Here is a 19,419-nt window from a genome sequence, read left to right on the forward strand (position 1 = left end):
TGATATTAAGCTAGATTTCTACCTGCATTAACAATTCCGAATACTGTTCTAACGGCTAATTTTTCTAAAGCGTTTTGGTCTACTTCGTTTTGGTCATGTTGTAATTTCTCTAAAGCAAAATGCTGAATTAAAACTAAAGGCAAAATAATTTTTTCACGTGTAGCAATAGATTTTTTATCAACCGGATAGTTTGCCATTAAAACCTCTTGTCCTGAAAGTTTTAAAAGCATTGCCTTCGTTAATTCAAATTCATCGTGTAATTGGGTCCAAAATGCACCAAACTCTTTATCGTTTGCCAAATGAGCCGTAATCACAAAGTCTGATTTACTCATACTCATCATACAATTATCTACAATGGTTTTTAAATAGTCAGATGCTTCATAAGCTTTAACCACTTTATCCCAGTTGCCGGCTTTTTCCTGATTTTTCATTGCAGTACCCATGCCATAAAAACCAGGTACATTTTGTTTTAGCATGCTCCATGCGGTTACAAAACTAATAGCCCTTAAATCTTCAAGCTTCATTTCTCCGCCTCCATTTCTTTTTACCGGTCGGCTGCTAATATTTGCCTGCGACAGTAATTTAAGAGGGGAAAGTTTTTCTAAGTAGCTTACAAACAAAGGGTGTTCTCTCAAATCGACAAAAGCTTTGTAACCATCTTCTGCCATTTCATCAAGTAAAGTCTTGTTTTCGGGGTCTAAAAGCACATTATGCTTTTCCTTTAAACCAGATGAAATACCCGCATTAATAAGTTGTTCTATATTAAATTCAGCACTTTCTACCGAACCATATTGCGAACTAATGGTTTGACCCTGAACGGTTAATTGTATGTTTTTATTAGCAATTTCTTTACCCATTGAAGCATAAAAACGGTGGGTTTTACCACCACCGCGAGCAGGAGGGCCGCCTCTGCCATCAAAAAACGCAAGCTGTATGTTGTGTTTCTTAGAAATCTCTGATAGTGAGGTTTTACCATTAAAGATTGACCAGTTTGCCATTAAGTATCCGCCATCTTTTGTACTGTCTGAATAGCCCAACATAATATCTTGCTTGTTGCCACGATTAGCCAAATGCGTTTTGTAGAAAGGATTGCTATAAAGTGTATCCATTATTGCTCCGGCGCCTTTCAAATCGTTAACAGTTTCAAAAAGCGGCACAAAATCTATTGTTAGTGATTCTTTACTCCATCCATTCCAAAGGAAAAGCTCAATAAGTTGTAAAATATCGCTGGCTTGTTGACAATTACTAATAATAAATCTATGGCATGCCTTTTCGCCATTACGTTTCTGGATGCCTTTAATTTCTTTAATGGTTTGAATGGTATCTTCAATCAAAGCATCAGCTTCAGTTACATAAACAGGTGTTGCTTCTTTAAATGAAATTAGTTTTAGTTTTTCAGCTTCTGATAGTTTATCGTAGTTTTCGGGATATAAGGAAGATATAGGTTTATTTTGACGGCAATAAGCATGTACACTTCTCAAAACACGGCTATCCTGGCGAATATCTAATGAAGCGAAATAGTTACCATAAAGATCGATTTTACGTATCAAATCATTGACTAAATCAACAAATAAACCATCATGTTCTTTTAGTAGGGTTTCTTTAATCTGATTCAGGTTTTCCCTTAGTTCATCAGAAATGTCATGAAGCTCACAGGTTTGGTCGAAAGCATTTTTATAAAGTACATCATGTAGTTTAGCAATGTTTTCTTCTACCCCTCTAAAGGTAATGCGGCGTTTAATTACCCTAAAATCACGATAGTAACAACGGAAGAGAATTTGGCGCAACATTTTAGAAACTTCTAAAGTTGTATCTGCGTGAATGTTTGGATTTCCGTCTCTATCGCCACCCGGCCAAAAGCCCAACTCTAAAATCTTTTTGGTTTCTAAATTATATTCATCAAGGTTTTGGTCTATTTCCTCTTGGATATTTGCCGCAGCGAAGTAGAAAGTGTTTTCTAAAAACCATGCTAAATTCAAAGCTTCATCAACCGGTGTTGGCGATTTTTTATTAAAAAATGGCGTTTTACCCAATTGCTGCAATAAGGAATTCATCGAAATGATGTCATTATCTCTGATGGCTTTGGTTAAATCGGTAATAATAGCCAATACACTGCCCGGATAAAATTGTGTTGGGTGGGCGGTTAATACTAAGCGAAGCGAAAGTTCATCAATTAGCTTTTCGATTTTAGCTAGCATTGGTTTATTATCAGCATTCTTTTTTAAGATAAATGCTAATGTACTTTGCTCATCTGTAGTGTTTAGCTTCGTAAAAGAGGCATCTTCAACAGCATCAAAAAGAACAACCTGGCGCTCTATGTATTGAATAAAGCGGAATAGTAAATCAATGATATCTTTTCGCTCTGTATAGCTGGTAAACTTGGCGAAAAATTCTTCAATAATTTGAGCAGGCTTCTGTCCGTTTGCAATGCCATCTTCACAGCTTTTAAAAAATAAAGGCAATAAGGTACCAGTATCTTTAATTTTATAGAATGGCAAGGTTAAAAACAGGCTATTGTAAAGTTCAAATTTTGAGATTACCTCATTATTGAAAATGGATTCACGCTGTGTTGTTAAACGAAGTTTAGGCATAACTTTAGCAATTGTTTTGTACATGGTAATACTACAAAAAATGCATAAGGTATTAAAATTCTAAGGCTTACAATTTGGATAATTGTATAATAAATTTTAATTTTAAAATCTTATTTGGCTACTTGGTAGTTTAATAAGAACATGTGCAATGTTTAAGGGCGTTGCATTGATTGTTAATTTTTTGGGTTAAAACAGCCGATGTAATAAAATACACCGGCTGTTTTTATTTAGGCTCACTGAGCCCCACCTAAATCCTCCCCGGAAGGGAGGACTTTAAGTCAGAAGTATATTTATGTTTAAAAGATTATGGGTTTGGTAGGGCTTTTTAACCCATTAGGTTTAACCCAGTATCTGATAAATCCCTCTTCGCCTGGAGAGATTTAGCCCCACCTAAATCCTCCCCGGAAGGGAGGACTTTAAAGCAGAAGTATATTTATATTTAATGGGTTATGGGTTTGGTCAGGCTTTATAACCCATTAGGTTAAACCCACTATCTGATAAATCCCTCTCAGTCTGGAGAGGGAGCGCTCATAATTCGCCTTACCAGAAACATTGATAGGGTGAGGCTTAAGCCGCATTTAGCCCCACCTAAATCCTCCCCGGAAGGGAGGACTTCAAAGCAGAAGTATATTTATGTTTAATGGGTTATGGGTTTGGTCAGACTTTATAACCCATTAGGTTAAACCCACTATCTGCTAAATCCCTCTCCACCTGGAGAGGGAGTGCTTGAAGTTAGCCTTACCATAAACATTGAAAGGGTGATGCTTAAACCCCATTAGCCCCACCTAAATCCTCCCCGGAAGGGAGGACTTCAAGGCAGAAGTATCTTTATGTTCAATGGGTTATGGTTTTGGTCAGGCTTTATAACCTATTAGGTTAAACCCACTATCTAATAAATTCCTCTTCACCGGGTGAGGGAGTGCTTAAAATTCGCCTTGCCACAAACTTTGATTGGGTGAGGCTTAAGCCCCATTTAGCCCCATCTAAATCCTCCCCGGAAGGGAGGACTTTAAGTCAGAAGTATATTTATGTTTAATGGGTTATGGTTTGGGTAGGCTTTTTTAACCTATTAGGTTAAACCCACTATCTGATAAATCCCTCTCCACCTGGAGAGGGAAAGCTTGAAGTTAGCCTTACCACAAACATTGATAGGGTGAGGCTTAAGCCACATTAGCCCCACCTAAATCCTCCCCGGAAGGGAGGACTTCAAGGCAGAAGTATATTTATGTTTAATAGGTTATGGTAGGCTGTTTTAACCAATTAAGATAAAACCAGTATCTGATAAATCCCTCTCCACCTGGAGAGGGAGTGCTTGAAATTCGCCTTGCCACAAACTTTGATAGGGAGGCTCTTTTTATTTGATAAATTCCTCTCCACCTAGAGAGGGAGTGCTTAAAATTCGCCTTACCACAAACATTGATAAGGTGAGGCCCCTAGTGCGCATCAGTTACAATGTTTGCATTTTTCTTAAATTTTTGCAAATACAAAAGCGGAATGGAGAACAACATAATTAATCCTGCAACCCAATAAGCATCATTATAAGTAAGCAACATGGTTTGTTTTATTACTGTTCCTTCAATGGCTTTCATGGCCATCAACTTGGCATCAAGAAATGATGCGCCTTTTGCCATGAAGCCATTTACCAGCGCATTTAATTTCTGTGTAAAAGCTGGGTTGTATTCATTAACATTGGTAAGCAGATTACTTCTGTGAAAACCCGAACGTATATGAATTAAGGTTGTTAATGCAGCAATACCGAAAGAACCACCTAATTGACGGCTCATGTTGTTTAGCCCCGAACCCTGACCAATCTCTGGCCCCGACAAATCTTGCATGGCAAGCGTTGTTAACGGAACAAATAATAAAGCCATACCAAAACCCCTGATTACGAGCGGCCAGAAAAAATCTCCTGTACCCGAAGCTAAAGTGGATTTGCTCAACATCCAACAGAAAACAAAGAATAAAAACATACCTCCGGTTGCCATAAACTGAGCCGGAACACCTTTCTTAAGCATAATTCCAATAAAGGGCATCATTGCTATTGTACAAATACCTCCGGCAATGAATAGCTTTCCGGTTTGTAATGGTGTAAAGCCTAACAAATTTTGCGCAAAAACCGGGAACACGAAAACCGAACCATATAAACCAAAACCTAATATGAAAGAGGTAAACATCCCGATGGAGAAGCTTCTTTTTTTCATAATACGAAGATTTACGATTGGATGGTCGGTTGCAGTTTCTCGCCAGATAAACAAAAGCAAACCGAAAACAGATACAACAGCAAGGGCTGTTATGTATGGTGTAGAAAACCAATCTTCGCTTTCGCCTTTTTCCAATACCGTTTGTAAGCTACCTACTGCAATCGCCAGTAAAGCTATTCCCCACCAGTCAACAGGTTTTCCCTGTCCGTCTTTTGGCGTTTCCCGAATAAATGTGTAGGTACAATAGGCTGCGAGTATCCCGACGGGAATATTCACGTAGAAAATCCAAGGCCAATCGGCAATTTCTAAAATGTAACCACCTATAGTTGGGCCAACCGTTGGGCCAACAACTGCACCTAAACCGAATAGGGCGGTGGCAATACCAACATCTTCGCGAGGCCAGGTTTCAATTAAAATGGCTTGCGCTGTAGAAATTAATCCACCACCAGCTACACCCTGTAAAATCCTGAATAGAATTAATTCATTTAGCGATGTAGCATTACCACATAAGAATGAAACCAGGGTAAAAACAATGATAGAAGTTAAAAAATAATTTTTTCGCCCGAAACGACTACCCAACCATCCAGACATCGGTAGGATGATTACGTTCGCAACGGCATATCCAGTAGATAACCAGGCGATATCCTCGAGGGTAGCGCCCAGGTTTCCCTGTATTTGAGGGATTGCTACGTTCACGATGGTTGTATCAATAAGCTCCAAAAGAGAAGCTGTGATCACCGTAAAAGTAATAATCCACTTTTTTAAACCTACTTCGGCCATTTTGTTATTAATTAGTAGAAACGGAAGCTTTCACGCTCATTCCAGGGCGTAACTTAGCTAACAATTCTTTTGATGGATGAATTTTGATTTTTACCGGAATACGTTGAACAACTTTAACGAAGTTACCTGTAGCATTATCCGGAGGTAATAAAGACCCTTTTGCACCAGTAATTGGCGAAAAGTTGTAAACTTCTCCTTGGATTTTTTCCTCTGGATAGGCATCAACTTCGATTTCTACTTTAGAACCGGTTTTAATTTTCTCTAACTGAGTTTCTTTAAAATTAGCAGTTACATAAATGCTGCCATCATTTACTACAGAAAATAAGGATTGACCAGCTTGCACCAATTGGCCTTTTTGCACATTCTTTTTAGAAACAATACCAGAAGCCGGAGCTTTAATATTTGTGTATGATAATTGAAGCTTAGCAAAATCGATATCACTTTGGCGTTGGCTAATTACATTACTGCTAACAGCCAATTGCGATTGAGTTGTTCCAACTTGTTTAACAGCGGCATTATACTGGTCTTGAGCGGCCTGATAAGCTGCAATAGCAGATTGTCTTGCTGCTTCTGCAGATTCTTTTGTTGCTTTTGCCTGGTCGAAAGCTTGTTGCGTAATTGAACCATCTTTTACCAGGTTTTCATAGCGGGCATAATCTTTCTGTGCTAAATTTACTTTCACATTTGCTGCTGCAACGTTTGATTTCGCCGCTTCTACATTTGCTCTGGCCGTACCGGTATTTGCTTGCGTAGCTGCAATTTGCGATTGTGCCACACCAACTCCGGCGCTTGCACCTTTTTGTCCCGATTCAGCTTGCTCTAATTTTACTTTGTAATCACTATCATCAAGTTTAACCAAAACCTGTCCTTCGTTTACATGGGTGTTTTCTTCAAAACTGATGTCTTGTACGTAGCCACCAACACGAGCAACAACAGGGCTGATGTCGCCATCAATCTGGGCATCATCTGTATCTACATGTTTACTAAAATAATTCCACTCTGTGATACCAAAAACGATACCTATTACAAGTAAAACACCTAAAATGATGGGTACTACTTTGCTCTTCTTTTTATTTTCAGTTGTCATTGCTGTATTTATTGCGTTATTTTTCCTGTTGATTTTAATAATGTATAGTAAGCCAAGCCTGCATCAGCCTTTGCTATTTCTAAATTAATTTTTGCTTGATATAATAAGGTTTCAGCATCTATTCTATCGGTTACAGATGCCACATTATTTTTATACTTGGATGCCAATAATTTATCATTTTCGGTAGCCTGAGCAATCGATGTTTCTAATACCTGGATTTTATTAATCGCTACCTGATAATTCTGAAAGTTTTTATTGATATCAGTTTTTACATTATCAGATAAAATATCTTTTTGCAAGCTGATTTCACTTTGTTGAATTTTTGCTTCGTTAACTTTATTTTTATTGGTCCAAAGGTTGCCAATATTCCAGCTTACCGTTGCACCTAAAGTTATTGGCATTAAATATTGGTTTACCGGCGGAATGAACCTACCACTTGGGTTAATGTAGTAAAGATTTGCACCCACACCAACCGTTGGCAAAGTATTCGCTTTAACGGTTTTTATGTTATAATCTGCAACTTTGTTCTGAACATCTAATTGTTTCAATTCCTGGCGATTTGCCATGGCCAAACCAATATATTCATTTAAAGAAGCTGCTGATTTTAAACCTATGCTTGGATCTGTAATTTTAACTTCTGTATCTTCTGGTAAGCCTAAAAGGATATCGAGGTTGTAATTAATCACTTTGCGATTGCTTTCTATATCCAATTGGGTTAGCGTTACGTTTGCCTGTTGCAATTGGAAGCGAAGCACATCATTTTTGGTAACAATGCCTTGTTCAAAGAAGCGCTGTGCTTGTTTAATCTGGGCAGCAATCGATTCTAAATTCTGGCCAACCACTTTTTTGCTTTGCTCTACTTTATATAAAGCATAATATGTGCTGATTACCGCATAAGTGATTTCTTCCTTGCTTTTGTCTGCATCTAGGCGAGCCACATCAGCTAGTAATTTCGTCGATTCTTTTGCGTATTTTAATTTCCCACCGCCATAAACCAATTCTTGCACGGCTGCGGTACCTACAAAAGCATCCGCTCTGCGTGGTAATTGTAAAGATGAGCCGCCACCCGGTAAGGTAAAAGTGCTGGTAGGTATTTCTGCGTGATTGTATATAAAGCTAGCATTAGCAGTTGGAAGTACATTGTCTTTTACAACGGCTAGCTGCGCCTCTGCTTGCTGTATTTTGTTTTGTGATAATTTTAGGTTTTTACTATTGGCTATGCCAAGTTCAATTGCCTGGTTTATGCTTAGTTCTTTTGTGCTTTGCGCAAACAAAGCCGCAGGAACTAATGATGCCACCAGCATTAATCTTATTGATTTGGGTATCATTTTTTTGCTGTTAAATAAACGGTTACAAGATTTTGTAAATGGGCGATGGCTCGCTCTTTAATCATTTTATTGTCTTTTGGGTTGCTTAAATCTATTACCTCGCCCTGTGAAATTTTATGAGGCGCTATTACCACATTGGTTAGCGTACCCATAATTGTCGAAATAACCATTCTTACATCCACGTTACTAAAGCTGCCATCTTCAATCCCATCAATGATGATTCTGTCTAAAATCAGCATGTTATGGCTCATGGCATTTTTAATTTTATCATACATCTCGGGTCTTTGCGTTAGCGAAAGTTCTCGATGCATCATCTTATGGAAGGCAATATTGGAGAATATTCTATTCGCATAACCCTCAATCACTTTGTGTAATTTTTGCAGAGATGAAATTTTATCTTCATTGATAATTCGCAATTGAGATGCAAATCCCGCTATTCGGTTATTCATAATTTCTACAAAAACCCCTTCTTTCGACCCGAAGTAATAATTAATCATCGCCATGTTGGCACCAGATTCCTTTGATATCTGCCTGGTAGAAGTTCCCTCATAACCGGTTTCGCAAAACAACTTTTCTGCTGCTTCTAAAATGGCTTGCCTTTTGTCTACTTTTTCTGTTTTCATTTCTTTATTAGATGGCACAAAATTAATCAAACGATTGATTAATTTCCAAATGAAATGATACATCTTTTACATTATCTTGATAAAAGCTTAATTTTAGACGGAAAAAAAATTAAAATGAAGAACAGGCTAGCCATCTTAAGTGCTATTTTTCTCTTATCAGCTTATTTATTAGCATTTAAAAACACTGCTAAAAGAAAACAGCAAAGCTGGATTAGAATAAATTTGTTGGGCTACACTACGGAGGCAATTAAGGTGGCCGTTTGGGCAAGTAAAGAAAATATCATACCATCATCTTTTGAAATTATTGAAAAATCAACCGGAAAAGTTGTTTACACATCTAAAAACATAAAGAGCTTTGGCGCTTATGGTCCGTTTAATAAAACTGCCAGATTAAATTTTTCGGATTTTAAAGCACAAGGAAGTTTTTTGATTCGTGTAAACAATATAACCTCGCCTGATTTGCTTATAAACAATGAGATTTACAAAGGCGCTGCCGATTTTTGTCTGCGCTATATGCGACAGCAAAGGAGCGGCTTCAATCCATATTTAAAAGATAGCTGCCATACCCATGATGGTTTTGTGTTGTATGGTGCTAAAGCTGGTATAAAAGACAGCACCCATTTTGATGCATCGGGTGGATGGCATGATGCCAGCGATTATCTGCAGTATTCTACTACTTCTGCAAACGCAACCTATCATTTGCTGATGGCCTATCGGGATTATCCCGAAGTTTTTGGCGATAAGCAGCAAGCCAATGGTTTAGATGGAAAAAATAGTATAGCCGATGTTTTGGATGAAGCTAAATGGGGATTAGATTGGTTGCTCAAAATGCATCCAAAAAAGAATATAATGTTTAATCAGCTAGCGGATGACCGCGACCACCTCACTATGCGCATCCCTAAAGAAGATAACCAATACGGTAAGGGACTTGAAAGGCCTTTATATTTTATCTCAGGCGAAACACAACAACGCGGAAAATTCTTAAATAATACAACCGGCACCAGTTCTACCGCCGCAAAGTTTAGCAGTGCCTTTAATTTAGGGGCATCATTATTTAATAAAATCGATGTTGAGTATGCAAATCAGCTAAAAGCAAAAGCAGGTACCGCGATGCAATTTGCGATGAAAAAGCCAGGCGTTACGCAAACGGTTTCTGTTAAATCTCCATATATCTATGCTGAAGATAATTGGGTTGATGATATGGAGCTGGCATCTGCCGCGATGAATTTCAATCTATCGAAAAACGTGAAAAGAAACTTAAAAACCGCTTTAAATTACGCTGAAAAAGAAATGGTTACACCATGGATGGAAAAAGATACTGCTGCTCACTATCAATATTACCCTTTTATCAATATCGGCCACTATGAACTTGCCCAACAACTAAATGGTGATGAAAAACAAAAAGTTGCAGATTATTATAAAAATGGAATAAACGAAGTTTGGAAACGGGCTGAGCAAAATGCTTTCTATCGTGGCGTTCCGTTTATTTGGTGCAGCAATAATATAACCGTCTCTTTTGCAATTCAATGCGGCTGGTATGCAAATTTAACTGGCGATAAAAGATTTAGCGAGTTAGAACAAGCTAACTTTGATTGGCTGTTTGGCTGCAACCCATGGGGTACGAGCATGGTTTATGGTTTACCTACTTCGGGCGATACACCCGCCGATCCACATTCTGCTTTTACACATTTAAAAAATTATCCAATTGATGGTGGTTTGGTTGACGGGCCGGTTTACACCAATATTTATAAAAGTTTAATAGGTATTACGTTAGCCAAAGAAGATGAATATGCACAATTTCAAAGCGATTTGGCTGTTTATCATGATGATTATGGCGATTACAGCACCAACGAACCAACAATGGATGGAACGGCATCTTTAATTTACTTACTTGCAGCAAAGGAGGCTGGAACTAAGCCAAAAAAGTAAAAGCCTCTGTTACAGGAGGCGAAAGTAATTATCTGGGTGCAATTATTCGTGGCGACACCACCAAGAAAAAGATTGCTTTGGTTTTTACTGGTGATGAATTTGCAGATGGCGGGAAATCCATTTCCCAGACTTTGAAAAACAGACATGTTAAAGCATCTTTCTTTTTAACCGGAAATTTTTATCGCAACAAGCAGTTTAATGGAATTATAAAGGAACTGAAAAATAACGGACATTACCTTGGTGCACATTCTGACAAGCATTTATTGTATTGCGATTGGCAAAAAAGAGATAGTTTATTGGTCGCAAAACATCAGTTTGATGAAGACCTGTTTAACAATTATAAGGAAATGCAACATTTTGGTATAAGTAAAATGGATGCCAAATATTTTCTGCCACCTTATGAGTGGTATAACCAAAGCATTGCCGATTGGACGGGTGAACACCAACTACAGTTAATTAACTTCAGTTCTGGCACTCGTTCAAATGCAGATTATACTTATCCCGAGTTGGGAAAGGCTTATCGCGGAAGCGAAGAAATATTTAAATCGATTAACACATATAATGAAACAAATCCAAATGGGTTAAATGGATTTATCTTACTCCTGCACATTGGTACAGACCCACGAAGAAAGGATAAGTTTTACTATAGGTTGGATGAGTTAATAACTTATTTACAACAATATGGCTACGATTTGGTTAGAATAGATAAATTATTAAACCATTAAACGAGTAACGCAAAGTATATTTTAAAATAAATATTAACTTTGCCTCAAATATTAAAAAAATGAGTGTACAAGAAAACAGCAGCAATAATTTTAACTGGCTTTATTACGCATTAGGTTTATTCTTCGGTATTTTAACAGGAGCTATAATAACTCAGAATTATATTTTTGCTCTTTTAGGTGGCGTACTTGGATTATTAAGCGCAGGCTTATTTCTAAACGCACTTGTTAAAGGCAGAAAATACTAAATCGATATTTAATTCGATTAACCTTCTGTTATCTATTAAATTTCAAAAAACTCAGCACATGAAGAATACTTTCATTGTTGCTTTAGCTTTATTTTGTTTTTCAGCAAAAGCTCAGGATGCATCAAATGCAGATGTAAAATTTCCTGCTGTAGATCCAAGTCCGGCAGATGTTGTTTACTATCCGCTTAATGCTGCTAAAGTTAAAGCTGATGATGCTACATTGCCCGTTGTTAAGGTTATTTATTCTCGTCCGCAGAAGAAAGGGCGTGAAATATTTGGCGTTTTAGAACAGTATGGAAAAGTTTGGCGTTTTGGCGCGAATGAGAGTACAGAAATTCGTTTCTTTAAAAAAGTTACTATTGGCGGCAAGAAAATTAAAGCGGGTACTTATAGTTTATTTGCAATACCCAATAAAGATAACTGGACAATTATCGTAAACAAACAAACCGACAAATGGGGCGCTTTTAGTTACGACGAAACAAAAGATGTGGTGCGGGTTAATGTATTGGCGAAAACTTTAAGTAAGCCTGTTGAATACTTTTCCGTAACCTTTAATGCAAAAGATAGTGGCGCAAATTTAATTGCCGCATGGGATAAAACACAAATTGAATTACCAATTGGCTTTTAAGCAAAATCTATAAAATTTTTAAAAGGCTTCAGAACATCTGAAGCCTTTTTTATTGTGAAATTTTTTAAAAAATGCCTGTAAAAATAAAAAGCAAACCCCAATCCTGGAAGCTTGCTTTTTTTCTATCATTATTAACCTATCAGGTAAAACTTCTACAAAGTTTATCTGAAAGTATCGGCAAAAATAGTGCTCTAAATATTTAAAAAATATGTAGAAAACACTTTTTTATATTTTTAATTCAATCTACTTTTCTTGTATTTTGAAGGTGTTATGTTAAAATGGTTTTTAAACAATCTGATAAACGAACTTGGACATTCAAAACCAATTAAACCAACAATTTCATTTAAAGAATAATGGGTATACTGCAATAAATCTTTAGCCCTTTGCAACCTAATCTGCAATAAATACTGGTGTGGCGTAATTTCGTAAGCTTCTTTAAATGTTTTTAAAAAATGATTTATAGACAGGCAGCAATGCTCTGCAATTTCTTCAACCGTTAAACTTTTATTAAAGTTGCTGTTCATAAAAGCTTTTGCCACAGTTAGCTTTTTTAAAACATCTTCTTTAGTTTTTTCCCTAACAAAATTTAGCTTGTTTATCCGCTGGTTTATTTCCTCATCGTAAATTTTATAATAATTTAAAAGCGTTTCTTCCATGTATGCATTTATCAATAACTCATCATTTAAGCCTTCATCAAGATAGTTTTTTAACAGATTAACCTGTTCTTTAATACCATCAGAAAATGGATAAATTGATTCGTAAAAAGTATGCGGATCAAAAGCCTTACCTATTTCATTTTGTTTATTTCTATTTAGGGATGCATAAAAATCGCTGATAAAACGCTCTGTAAACGATAATGAAAATGTTCTTACCGGTGTTGGAGATTCTATTTTACTGCTAAACTTTGTGCCAATATTAAGCACAGCAAAACTATCAGGATATATATTTAAATTTCGATTTTGCATGCCGCAATTTTCCCTTCCACCAAATACAAATTTTATGGTGTAAAACATGCCTTTGTCCTGGTAAGTAGCATCGCAAGAGGTTTCGCTTACGATTGTATTTCCATTACTTAATACCTTGGCATATCTCATCTATTCAATTAGAAAGGTGGTTGCAAAATCTGATTTAGGGTTTGTAAAAATAGCAGTAAACGAAATTCTATATACCACCCCAAAAGGGGGATTTATGAAGATGATTTTTGAAATTAGATAAATCGCTTTTCTTTGGCAGCCTTTATTGCTTCTGATTTTGAATTAACATCAAGTTTAATGTAGATGTTTTTTACGTGGCTCCTAACCGTTTCCTGATCTATAAAAAGTTCTTTGGCAACTTGTGGTTTGGTTTGTCCGTTTGCAATACGCTCTAAAACCTCAGTTTCTCTTTTAGTTAATGGCGAATTCAGGTTTTTTTGGAAAGAATGCATCACAATTCTGGCAACATTTGTACTCATTGCGCCACCACCGGTACTAACCTCTCTAATTGCATCTATAATTTTTGATGAACTTGAGTTTTTTGTAAGATAGCCACTTGCACCTAATGTAAGCGCTTCAAAAACCTGTTCTGGTGAATCAAAAACGGTTAATATAATAATGTTTGTTTTTGGTAGAGATTTCTTAATAAATGGAAGGGCTTCAATTCCAGTGGTACCGGGAATTTGTAAATCGAGCAAAATTAAATCAGGTTTATCATCTGATAAATGCTTTTTAGCGATATCGTATGAAGAATATGAATTTACAATTAGGAAATCCTGCTCATCTTGCAAAATAGATTCGTAACCCATTCTAAGAATTTCATCATCATCGATTAAAATAATTCTTAGCTTATTGCTCATTTTCGTGCTCATTAAAGGTTAGACGCTAATTTCAACAATTTGTGACACATACTTGCGTACAAATCGAAATTTCTGTTCCCTTACCTATTTCAGAATTAATTTTAAATGTTGAGTTTATGCGTTTACTTCTGGTTTTTATGTTATTTAAACCTCTGCCACTTTTAACTTTTTGTAAGTTAAATCCTATTCCATCATCGTAAGTTAAAATTTCAATATAGCCTGATGTGTTCTCAAAAATGGTTACTACAACATGCTGTGCATGAGCATGTTTTAAAATGTTATTAAACATCTCTTTAAAAATAAGGGTCAGGTTTCTATTAAATTCCATAGAAATACGAATCTTACTAAAAGCTGCAGTTACGCCATCTACTTTAAAACTTACGCCTGTATTCTGAAATAAATCAATACCAAAATTTTTGATGTGGTCTAAAACGGCAAGCAGATTATCGCTTTTAGGATCTAAGGCCCACAAAATATCTTTTGTACCAGTATATAAAAGTCCGGCATTTTCTCGTATTAAACGGATAAGTTCTTTTTGTTCGGCTGCGTCTTCAGCCACTTTTTTATCTAAAATTTCTGATAAAACATTAATTCTGGTTAATTTATTTCCAATATCATCATGAAAATCTTCGGCTGTTTGCTTTCTTATTTTTAGTTGTTCCTCGATTTTTATTTCCTCTAATTCTATTTTCTTCCTTTCTCTGGCTTTAAAAATCATGAAAAATATCAACCAGATTAAAAAAATAAGCAGAATAAAAGCAAAAACTTTAAAAAGAATTGTATCATAAAATGGAGGAACGATTGTAAAACTGAAAGTTTCTATGTTCGAGGCTTTACCATCTGCAATCGCATAAACTTGAAACGTGTATGTTCCTGGTTTTATAGATGAATACTCGATTTCGTTGCTGTTTATCGGCGCACTAAAGTCTTCATCCACACCAATCATTTTATAGCGATACTTTATGTTATCGGGATTGGATAAATAAATGGCTTTGAAATTAATAGAAATGTGGTTCTGGTTATAATTTAGTTCATTTAAGGTTTCAGCCGAGTGTTTTGGGATTACTGAAACATCTTTTTTCTTATCGCTTTTATGATAAATTTTTATGAAATCGATGTAAGCAAATGGTCCGACTTTCTTTTCAGAATTACGAAGTGTTTTACACCGAACAAGACCATTTACGGTACCAATAACCATACTGTTTTTGTAGTTTAATATTACCGATTGGTTGCATTCGATAATTAGCGGACTATTCTCTAAGATCTCATAATTATTATTTTTTTTATTAAGATTAAGCGTGTTGATGCCACGCCCCGTACCTATCCATAAATAATTATTACTATCGGCGGCCATACTGTAAATGTCATTGGAATTTAATCCGCTGTTAACAGTATACTTTTTGATTTTTTTGGTTTTTAGGTTCCAGGCCAACATCCCATCGCCAAGGGTTCCAAATAAAATATTGCCTTTATGTTTGGTGATGCTTAAAATGTAAATACCATTTAACTCCTTTATCCTGAAGGATTTATCTAACTTTTTGTTTTTAATAAGCTGTATTCCTGCAGACGTTCCTAACAAAATGCTATCTGAATTTAACTGATAAATACAGGAACTATTTCCTTCAAAGCCGCTAATTTTTTGGGTTTTACCATCTTTGATATAAAGGGTTTCCATTAAATTATTAAACCAGTAGCCACCCTCCTTATCCTGCAACATTGAGTTGAAATCAGAATTAGCCGCATTTACTTCCTTCGTAAACTTATTTCCATTATACTTCCATATTCCTTTATCCGCTACGGAAATCCAAACGTTTTTAGCTTTATCAGTATAAGTAAAAAGTATATTTTTATCTCTAAATTCTGGATTAGCAACACGCTCTATTGTTGTCCCATTATATTTCAGCAAGCCTTTATTTGTACTGCCAATCCACAAATTATCACTTTTATCAGCTGCAACGCCACTAATTGGAAAATTTAAGCTTTGGCCTTTAAAGGCTAAATATCTGATATAGGCATCTCCTTCATACTTGTACAATCCATCACTAAAACAAGAGACCCAGATGTTACCTTCCTTATCTTTAAAAATATCGTACACCCGGTTATCACTTAATCCATTAGTATCGTTAAAGTGAATGTCGGGTCTATTTTTATTTAACAGGTATACGCCTTTATCTGTGCCAACCCAGAGGCCGCCTTTTGTGTCTTGTGCTATGGTGTAATAATTGGATTGATTTTCGTTGTAGAATACCCGATTTATTGCTCCCTTTTCTAAAGAATAAACACCCAATTTATTCGATAGTACAAATAATTTATTCGGGTTTTTATCATCAAACAAAATTTTTGAAACATAAGTAGATGCAATTTCTGCCGGGAAGGCTTTAAACAATTTCCAGGTTTTAGTATCTCTTTTGAAGATGCCTTTTTCCCAGATAAACGCGTATAAATCGCCGCTGACGTTAACCGATAGGCAGGTAATTTTCTCATCCTTAATTTCTGAGAAAACAGGTTTGCCTGCGTCGATATGGAAAAGTTTGCGGTTGCTTAAGCCCCAGATTTTGCCTTGCTTATCTTTTTTAAGCTGTGATATAAAGCTGTTTGGTAAAACAGTTTCTATTTTTCCTTTTGAAATAATATTCAAACCAAGCTCGGTGCCAATGTAAACCTGCTCGTTGTCATCTTCAACAATGCTGGTTATGGAGTTAGAAATTAAACCATCAGCTTTGCTGTATGAAGTAAAAAATTTCCCGTCAAAGTTGCTTACGCCTCCAAAAGTACCAAGCCAAAGCGTTCTGTTTTTAGCTTGATAAATTACACTAACCTGCGATTGAGGTAAGCCTTCTTTTAAACCATATCGTGTAAAATTATAGCTCTGCGCTAAAAGCTTACTGCTGATAAACAGAAAGATAACTATAAATTTGACTATAAGGCTTTTACTTTGCATCGCATTGCAAAATAAGAGAATTTATCTTAATATTTATTGCAGCCCAAAAGGGCTTTTACGCGTTGCCCATATAAGGATCTGTTTGTGTAATCATCCCGTTTTCTATCTTGCCGGCATACTGTTGTTTAAAGATTTTATTTCCAACCTGAACAATACTGAAATCGTACCAGTTACCACTTTTAGCTAGATTTAAGGTAATGCTTGCTGTTGATTTTAGCTTTAAGCTTAAGGTTTTTGGCTGGCTTTTATATTTGTTATCAATAATTTGAATATCTGCAGGTGTTGTGCCTTTGTTTTCAAACGATAGAACTAAATTTCCACTTGTTTTTTTAGCTATAGTTCCGGTTATTTCAGGTTTGGCAAGCACATTTATGTTTGGATTTTTGGCATTTCCTTTAAAATTTCTGTAGAAACCATTGGGTCCGCTTATTGCCAAATCATAGATGCCATTATCGAAATCATCCAGGCTGATTGTATCTTTCAAAACATCGCCACTTTTGACTGCATAAGCCCAGTATTTGCCAATTACGCCTTTATATTTTAAAATGGTATTCATATTAAAAGGTGCGCCAACATTTTCTGTTTCACTACCAAAAAGGCCTTTTGCCGCTTTAAAGGTAAGCTCTATTTCATTGTTCGAAAGCGCAGCATCAACCGTTAAATGATAAGGTAATGCGCAGGCAGGCTTAGTTCCATTTTCTTGCTTTGGAGCATATTTTGAAGTTTCAGAAGAAAAGTTTTCAAAACGGTTCATTTTCTCAACTTCAACTTTATTTAGCGCTGTCGGACCCGCTTGAGCAGGTTTGTTTCTGGCATTAATAATATTTGCAACCACGGTTTCTCGCTTTAAAGGCTGCGGTGAATTTATTTTTTCGCCGTTATATGGTCTGAAAACTGAAGTTAAATCGCCACAAAAATGCCTTCTCCAATCGCTAATATTATCGCTTTTTATTGCCTTGCCGGTTTTTTTTGAAAGCCATTTTTCCATAAACATTAAAGAAGATGTATGGTCAAAAACCTGCGAGTTTACAAAGCCGCCTTTACTCCATGGTGATGCGATAACCATTGGCACTCTGTAACCTAAACCTATCGGACTGCCTTTTCTATTTTCATAATCGGTTGCAAAATTTATGCCTTCAGATACTTTTCCGCTCGATGAATCATCTGGATTTGGAACCACAAAAGGAGGTTGATGATCGAAATAACCATCATTTTCATCGTAAGTAAGTACAAAAATGGTTTTCTTCCATAGCTCCGGGTTTTTAGTTAAAATATCTAAAGCTTCGCTTACATACCACGTTCCATAAAGCGGTGAGCTGGTATGGTCTGAAAATTTTTGTGGGGCAACCAACCACGAAACTGCAGGCAGTTTTCCGCTGTCTACATCTTTTCTAAACTGATGAAAGATATCTCCTTTCGGAATGTTTACGGTTTCTTTATTTCCCTGGTCGTTAGTAAAAGTGAAAGGCTCAACATCTATATAATCTTTCTGTGAAATATTAGTTGTAAAAGCCTTGTCAATCAGATTTTTTTCTCTTTGAGATAATTTATCGTATTTCGCCTGAACTTCTGCAGCAGTTAATGGTGGTTTTACTGTATTATCTCCATTTTTTCTGAAATAGGCAGAAAGCTTTACATTATGCCTGCTGATGTATTCGATAGGATTATCGCCATAATTTCCACACCAGTCATCAATTTCTCCTTCAGGAAGTTTGGATGTCCAGAGCTCATTTTGGTAAATGCGCCAATCTATACCATTATCTTCTAATTTCTCTTGAAAAGTAGGCCAATCTACAAAAACATTATTTTGCGATTCTGCCTGGTCGTTATTTACTACGGCAACTTTATTCAGGCTTTTTTCGCCACGCACTGTTCCGGTAAAAAAGAACAACCTGTTGGGCGTTGTACCTGTTAGCGAAGAACAAAAATGTTGGTCGCAAACGGTAAAAGCATCCGCTAAAGCATAGTAAAAAGGCACATCATTCCTGTCGTAGTAAAATAATGTCATTGCCGATTTAACCGGGAACCATTTGTCATATCGTCCGCCGTTTCTTGCTGCAACCTGATCGTTCCAGGAGTGCGGCAAACCGCCTTGCCAGGTAATTTTGGTTTTATTTATGTCTACATGAAAGGGTGCGTAAGTATAACCTTGCCCATCTTTTTGCAACCAGACCTTGTTGCCATCTGGCTGAATATGCGGATGAGGATCATTAAAACCACGCACACCTTTTAACTTACCAAACATGTGGTCGAAAGAGCGGTTCTCCTGCATTAAAAACACAATGTGTTCAGCATCGTAAAATGTGGTTCCAGGCTCGGCGTTGATGGACATTGCCTTCAATACAGAACTTGGAAAAGCATTTGCAAAACCAGTCGTACCTGCTAGTAAGCCGGCTTTTTTAAGAAATTCTCTGCGTGAATCCATGGATTTTACAATGCTAAAAAATGGAGGATGGAAAATGTAAAATGAAGGATGGACTGGTGCCATCATCCATTTTACATTTTCA

Annotated in this window: 13 protein-coding genes; 4 read left to right on the forward strand and 9 right to left on the reverse strand. The window is 36.4% G+C overall.

The window, feature by feature from the left end; all coding sequences use genetic code 11:
- Positions 1-5 precede the first annotated feature (5 nt).
- The 5 genes from LUA90_RS05580 to LUA90_RS05600 form a co-directional block, all read right to left on the reverse strand.
- Positions 6-2,615: a phosphoenolpyruvate carboxylase gene (locus LUA90_RS05580; protein ID WP_231458593.1), complete on the reverse strand. Its 2,610-nt coding sequence runs from the start codon at positions 2,613-2,615 to the stop codon at positions 6-8.
- A 1,409-nt stretch (positions 2,616-4,024) separates the two neighbouring features.
- Positions 4,025-5,572, reverse strand: coding sequence for a DHA2 family efflux MFS transporter permease subunit (locus LUA90_RS05585; RefSeq protein WP_231458594.1), 1,548 nt, complete (start codon positions 5,570-5,572; stop codon positions 4,025-4,027).
- A 7-nt stretch (positions 5,573-5,579) separates the two neighbouring features.
- Entirely contained in the window at positions 5,580-6,659 is a 1,080-nt protein-coding gene (locus tag LUA90_RS05590) for an HlyD family secretion protein (RefSeq protein WP_231458595.1), read from the reverse strand.
- 8 nt (positions 6,660-6,667) lie between these two features.
- Positions 6,668-7,987 (reverse strand): TolC family protein, encoded by a 1,320-nt coding sequence (locus LUA90_RS05595; RefSeq protein ID WP_231458596.1) that lies wholly within the window; start codon positions 7,985-7,987, stop codon positions 6,668-6,670.
- Positions 7,984-8,610, reverse strand: coding sequence for a TetR/AcrR family transcriptional regulator (locus LUA90_RS05600; RefSeq protein WP_231458597.1), 627 nt, complete (start codon positions 8,608-8,610; stop codon positions 7,984-7,986). The genes LUA90_RS05595 and LUA90_RS05600 overlap by 4 nt, the downstream gene beginning before the upstream one ends.
- Positions 8,611-8,664: 54 nt before the next feature.
- On the opposite strand from LUA90_RS05600, the gene LUA90_RS05605 reads away from it, so the two are divergent.
- The 4 genes from LUA90_RS05605 (at position 8,665) to LUA90_RS05620 (ending at position 12,137) form a co-directional block, all read left to right on the forward strand.
- Positions 8,665-10,539 carry a glycoside hydrolase family 9 protein gene (locus LUA90_RS05605; RefSeq protein ID WP_231458598.1) on the forward strand — a complete coding sequence of 625 codons (1,875 nt, stop codon included), beginning with the start codon at positions 8,665-8,667 and terminating at the stop codon, positions 10,537-10,539.
- 77 nt (positions 10,540-10,616) lie between these two features.
- Positions 10,617-11,264 carry a polysaccharide deacetylase family protein gene (locus tag LUA90_RS05610; RefSeq protein WP_231458599.1) on the forward strand — a complete coding sequence of 216 codons (648 nt, stop codon included), beginning with the start codon at positions 10,617-10,619 and terminating at the stop codon, positions 11,262-11,264.
- A gap of 59 nt (positions 11,265-11,323) precedes the next feature.
- The gene (locus LUA90_RS05615; protein WP_231458600.1) at positions 11,324-11,509 is read left to right on the forward strand and encodes a hypothetical protein; all 186 of its coding nucleotides are present in this window, start codon (positions 11,324-11,326) and stop codon (positions 11,507-11,509) included.
- Between the two features lie 58 nt (positions 11,510-11,567).
- The gene (locus tag LUA90_RS05620; protein WP_231458601.1) at positions 11,568-12,137 is read left to right on the forward strand and encodes a DUF2911 domain-containing protein; all 570 of its coding nucleotides are present in this window, start codon (positions 11,568-11,570) and stop codon (positions 12,135-12,137) included.
- A 233-nt stretch (positions 12,138-12,370) separates the two neighbouring features.
- Here the strand turns inward: LUA90_RS05620 and LUA90_RS05625 are convergent, their stop codons facing one another.
- From LUA90_RS05625 to LUA90_RS05640, 4 genes are all read right to left on the reverse strand, one after another.
- Entirely contained in the window at positions 12,371-13,231 is an 861-nt protein-coding gene (locus LUA90_RS05625) for an AraC family transcriptional regulator (protein ID WP_231458602.1), read from the reverse strand.
- A gap of 113 nt (positions 13,232-13,344) precedes the next feature.
- On the reverse strand, positions 13,345-13,971 hold the full coding sequence (locus LUA90_RS05630; protein WP_231458603.1) for a response regulator transcription factor: 627 nt from the start codon (positions 13,969-13,971) through the stop codon (positions 13,345-13,347).
- 31 nt (positions 13,972-14,002) lie between these two features.
- Positions 14,003-16,912, reverse strand: coding sequence for a sensor histidine kinase (locus LUA90_RS05635; protein WP_231490587.1), 2,910 nt, complete (start codon positions 16,910-16,912; stop codon positions 14,003-14,005).
- Between the two features lie 55 nt (positions 16,913-16,967).
- Entirely contained in the window at positions 16,968-19,337 is a 2,370-nt protein-coding gene (locus tag LUA90_RS05640; RefSeq protein ID WP_231458605.1) for a phosphocholine-specific phospholipase C, read from the reverse strand.
- Positions 19,338-19,419: the final 82 nt, after the last annotated feature.

Source organism: Pedobacter sp. Leaf170, assembly GCF_920984665.1.
GTDB lineage: Bacteria > Bacteroidota > Bacteroidia > Sphingobacteriales > Sphingobacteriaceae > Pedobacter.